This window comes from Dehalococcoidia bacterium (assembly GCA_021295915.1).
Classification (GTDB): domain Bacteria; phylum Chloroflexota; class Dehalococcoidia; order Lucifugimonadales; family UBA1123; genus VXRN01.
Map to the genome: position 1 here is coordinate 1 of JAGWBK010000072.1, position 3,882 is coordinate 3,882.

At 61.0% G+C, this 3,882-nt stretch carries 6 protein-coding genes and 1 pseudogene; 1 reads left to right on the top strand and 6 read right to left on the bottom strand.

The window, feature by feature from the left end; genetic code table 11:
* From J4G14_14655 to J4G14_14665, 3 genes and pseudogenes are all read right to left on the bottom strand, one after another.
* The coding region (locus tag J4G14_14655) for a maleylpyruvate isomerase N-terminal domain-containing protein (protein ID MCE2459032.1) at positions 1 to 697 on the bottom strand (697 nt) is incomplete at its 3' end.
* A 37-nt stretch (positions 698 to 734) separates the two neighbouring features.
* Positions 735 to 1,723 (bottom strand): annotated as a pseudogene (gene gap, locus J4G14_14660) (type I glyceraldehyde-3-phosphate dehydrogenase).
* A 278-nt stretch (positions 1,724 to 2,001) separates the two neighbouring features.
* Entirely contained in the window at positions 2,002 to 2,412 is a 411-nt protein-coding gene (locus tag J4G14_14665) for a hypothetical protein (GenBank protein ID MCE2459033.1), read from the bottom strand.
* Between J4G14_14665 and J4G14_14670 the strand changes: the two genes are divergently transcribed.
* On the top strand, positions 2,397 to 2,717 hold the full coding sequence (locus J4G14_14670) for a hypothetical protein (GenBank protein MCE2459034.1): 321 nt from the start codon (positions 2,397 to 2,399) through the stop codon (positions 2,715 to 2,717). The genes J4G14_14665 and J4G14_14670 overlap by 16 nt on opposite strands.
* Before the next feature lie 199 nt (positions 2,718 to 2,916).
* Here the strand turns inward: J4G14_14670 and J4G14_14675 are convergent, their stop codons facing one another.
* The 3 genes from J4G14_14675 to J4G14_14685 form a co-directional block, all read right to left on the bottom strand.
* Positions 2,917 to 3,198, bottom strand: coding sequence for a hypothetical protein (locus J4G14_14675; GenBank protein MCE2459035.1), 282 nt, complete (start codon positions 3,196 to 3,198; stop codon positions 2,917 to 2,919).
* A gap of 121 nt (positions 3,199 to 3,319) precedes the next feature.
* Complete coding sequence (locus tag J4G14_14680; protein MCE2459036.1) at positions 3,320 to 3,622, bottom strand: putative addiction module antidote protein; 303 nt, start codon at positions 3,620 to 3,622, stop codon at positions 3,320 to 3,322.
* A 12-nt stretch (positions 3,623 to 3,634) separates the two neighbouring features.
* Positions 3,635 to 3,882 (bottom strand): type II toxin-antitoxin system RelE/ParE family toxin (locus tag J4G14_14685; GenBank protein MCE2459037.1); only part of this gene is annotated, 248 nt, incomplete at its 5' end.

Here is a 3,882-nt window from a genome sequence, read left to right on the forward strand (position 1 = left end):
GCTCGAGGGTCGCGTCGGCTTCGGCTGAGGTGTCTGTGGTGTCCAGGGAGAAGTCGTCGGCGCCGACGGTGAGGTCGTAGGACTCGTCTCCGGCGTCGGTGAGGATGAAGCGCAGCTTGGCCTCGGGATCGTTCTGGGATCGTGGTCGGAAGCAGGCTCTGAGCCAACTGGGGACCCAGCCCTTCAGGAATGGGACGGCGACCGGGTTGATCGCGGCGCTGCGGTCGATGCCGTAGCGGACGTCCCAGCCGTGTACCGCGAGTTCCATCGCGCGCAGGTCTATGAGCCGTTCGACGGTCATGACCCTGAAGGGGTGCCACGCTAGAAGCTCGTACTGGTCGGGCTCGAGTTCCATGATCAGGCGATTGAACCGCAGGCACGCCGTGTTGAACTCCGGGAACAGGTCCTCGCCGTAGGCGTCCCGCAGGCTGATGACGGACTGGACAAACTCCTCTGACGTGAGCGACCTGCGTCCCATGGGAGGCGACACGTTGCCGCTGACGGCGCGTTCGATGCTCAACGTGTAGGTGTTTGCTACGTCGATCAGGTGGGCGACGACGTCGGCCATGTTCCACTGGTCGCACGCGCTGCCGTACACATCGGCGTCGCGCCAGACGTCCTCAGGCAGCGTGTACAGGAATCCGGCGAGGTCGTTCGACAGCGCGCGGACTATCTGGATCTTTTGGCTTGTTTCCATACCTGTCGTAGCGTAGGGGCGGGTTTCAAACCTGCCTCTACAGCCCCTGTTCTGCGAGGAACGCGGCCAGGTCTGCCGTGCGGCAGGAGTAGCCCCACTCGTTGTCGTACCAGCCGACGACCTTCACCATGTCGCCGCCCATCGACATCGTGGACAGGCCGTCGATGATCGCGCTGTGCGGGTCTTGCCTGAAGTCGGAGCTCACGAGCGGCTCGTCGGTGTACTCCAGGATGCCGTTCAGCCTGCCCGCTGCGGCCTCACGGTACGCGTCGTTGACCTCTTCGACGGATACTGAGCCGTTCAGCGTTGCCACGAAGTCGGTCACCGAGACCGTCGGCGTGGGCACCCGCATGGCCATGCCGTGAATCTTGCCGTTCAGCTCGGGCAGCCTGTCGATGTGGGAATGATGTTCTGCGCGGCGGCTCTCGCGCGGCGCGGGTCGGAGTGCACCTGGTCAAGGATGTTCTGGTCGTTGGTGTAGGCGTGGACGGTGGTCATCAGTCCTCGCTCGACGCCGAAGCTGTCGTGCAGCACCTTGACCATCGTTGCGATGCAGTTGGTGGTGCAGGAGGCGTTGCTGAGGATGTTGTGCTGTTCGGAGTCGTAGCCGTCCTCGTTCACGCCGAGAACGATGGTGAGGTCTTCTCCGCTGGCCGGAGCGGAAATGATCACCTTCTTCGCACCGGCCTCGATGTGGCCGCCGGCCTGAGAGGCGTTGGTGAAGATGCCGGTGGACTCGACGACGATCTCGGCTCCGAGGTCGCCCCAGGGCAGATTGGAGGGGTCGCGCTCTGACAGCACGGCGATCTCGTCGCCGTCTATCCTGATGCCAGAGTCGGTTGCTTCGACGTCGCCCTCGTAGCGGCCGTAGGTGGAGTCGTACTTGAACAGCCGTGCGTTGTCTTCGGGGTTGCCGAGGTCGTTGACCGCGACGACTTCGAGGGAGTCGGGGTGCCTCTCGCGGATCGCGCGAAGGACCTGTCTGCCGATGCGTCCGAAGCCGTTGATGCCGATGCGGGTTGCCATGATGCGTACTCCTCCTGCCAGCTTTAGGCTGGACACGTAAAGCAGGGGCCGGACGTTGGTCTCACGGGTCTATATTATCCGAGGCGGACGGGGTGGGGATAGGGGGAGCCGTTAGCCGTCCCGCCATTGGTTTCGAGTCAATGTGCCCATACATTGAGATCCTCGAATTCGGGCGAGCCCTGGTGGTCAGGCAGGAAATCCCCCATCACGCTGACCCACCCGGAGTCCGTGTTGTGGGACAGATCCAGTTGGGCAGCCAGGATATCGTTCAAGAATAGCTAGCCACGTTCGCCTATCGCCACAACGCGCAGGTGATTTTCGCCGTCTGTGTCAGTTGACAGGTTGAGGAGCGTACCACCGCCCAACCTCTTTCCACTGGCGGAGTTCGTATCCCTTAGCACTGCGCTCCAGAGATTTGCGCTGGTAACAGTGACCTCAATAAACGAAGCTGCCGTAGCGTTCGACTGTTCTCGCAGAATGAAACCATAGTCCCACGAATGATGGTCGGCAGAATACGGGTTCGTAAACGTGGCCTCTATCACCATGTCTGCTATGGAGATGTCGGCGAATTCTGACTTAATGAAGCCTTCATTCGGGTCGTGATCGAGTCCGCCGCTTATTGGGGCAAAGGTCGCACTCTTTTCGGGGTCAGGCGACGGTGTGGGAGTAATCGTTGGCTGCGGAGTCAATGTGGGCGCAGGCGATGGGGTCGGTGTTGACGTCGATGTGGGACTATGGGTTGAAGTCGGGACTGAGGTCGGCGATGGTGTGGGGGGTGAGTGTAGGGCTCAGGGTTGAAATTGGCGTAACGGTGTGCGTGGGCGAAGAGATGGTAGTGGGCGTGAGTGTCGGGACTGTCGTAGCGGTCGAGGGCGCTTCGATTTCGGCCTTTATGACAGGTGTCGCAGTGGGAGTTTCCGTGGGGAGTAGAGCAGATGCCATCGTCCCCACCGTAGCTCCGGGGTCTGGGAGGGGAGTCGGTGTCGGAGTCTGACCTCCTATCGTGCACGCAACAACGAACAGCATACTTGGGAGCAATAGCGCCGTTATTCTCATGGACTGAATTCTAACGTAGCGAGTGGTGCCGGCTTTGGAGAAGCCCTCGGCCTCGTCGGAGTGATGTCTAATCACGGCACCCCAGTCTGCCTTACGGGTCATGCGACGGGCGACACGTACACGGTGTTACTCGGGGCCTACCGACCGGAAAGCGCTGATTCTGACTTCGTTCTGGATGCGGCCATCAGCGCTGCTGCCAGTAGCGCCAGGCCGGCCATGACGATGAAGGCTGCTCTGTAGCTGCCGGTGGCGTCGTATGCCAGTCCCGACGCCAGTGGTTCGATGGCGAACCCCATTACCTGGGTTGCCCGGCCAAAGCCCTGGATAGCGCCCAGGGTGGTGGCTCCGGCGATTTCGGCCCGCCCCCAGTCGAACTCCTCCGACATGGGTACTACAAATAGCGGGGACGGATACCGCAATAGGCATCCCTCGTATGGATGGCAGTGACTTATGGGGAAGGCTTCTGGAGACGAAACTCAAACTCGCTGCGGTTCCTGTGATCTGAGGGGCGAACAGTGATGATTGAGTAGAGTACCTTCTTCATCCACCACCTTCAGGCAGGGTGGTGGCCTGGAGCCGAAGACCCAGGGCGCTAACCACTTTGAGTACGGTCGCAAACTCCGGGTTGCCATCGGTGGAGAGTGACTTGTACAGGCTCTCCCTCCCCAAGCCTGTCTGCTGCGCCACAAATGCCATTCTCCGGGCACGGGCGATATCGCCCAGGGTCGCCATAATCAGACTCAGGTCACCATCCTCCAGTGCGACGTTCAGGTATGCCGCCATGTCCTCCTCGGTCTCCAGATGCTCAGCGGGGTCCCACGGTCTCGTTTTCGTCTTTTCCATAGCTGGTTCCTCCTATAGTCCTCGTGCCAGCTCAAGCGCCCTTCGTATGTCCCGTTCCTGGCTATCCTTGTCGCCTCCGGCTAGAAGGACGATGAGGGTCTCTCCTCGCTGGACATAGTACACCCGGTAGCCCGGCCCATAGTTGACCCGAATCTCGGATATCCCTACTCCTACTGGTCTTACGTCCCCGGGGTTTCCGAGGGACAGCCGGCGAATGCGGTTGTCTATTCGCACCCTAGCTTGCCTGTCTCGGAGCCTCC

Coding starts and splice junctions, on each gene's coding strand:
- J4G14_14680 (MCE2459036.1), bottom strand. CDS start 3,622: ATGGAAAAGACGAAAACGAGACCGTGGGACCCCGCTGAGCATCTGGAG.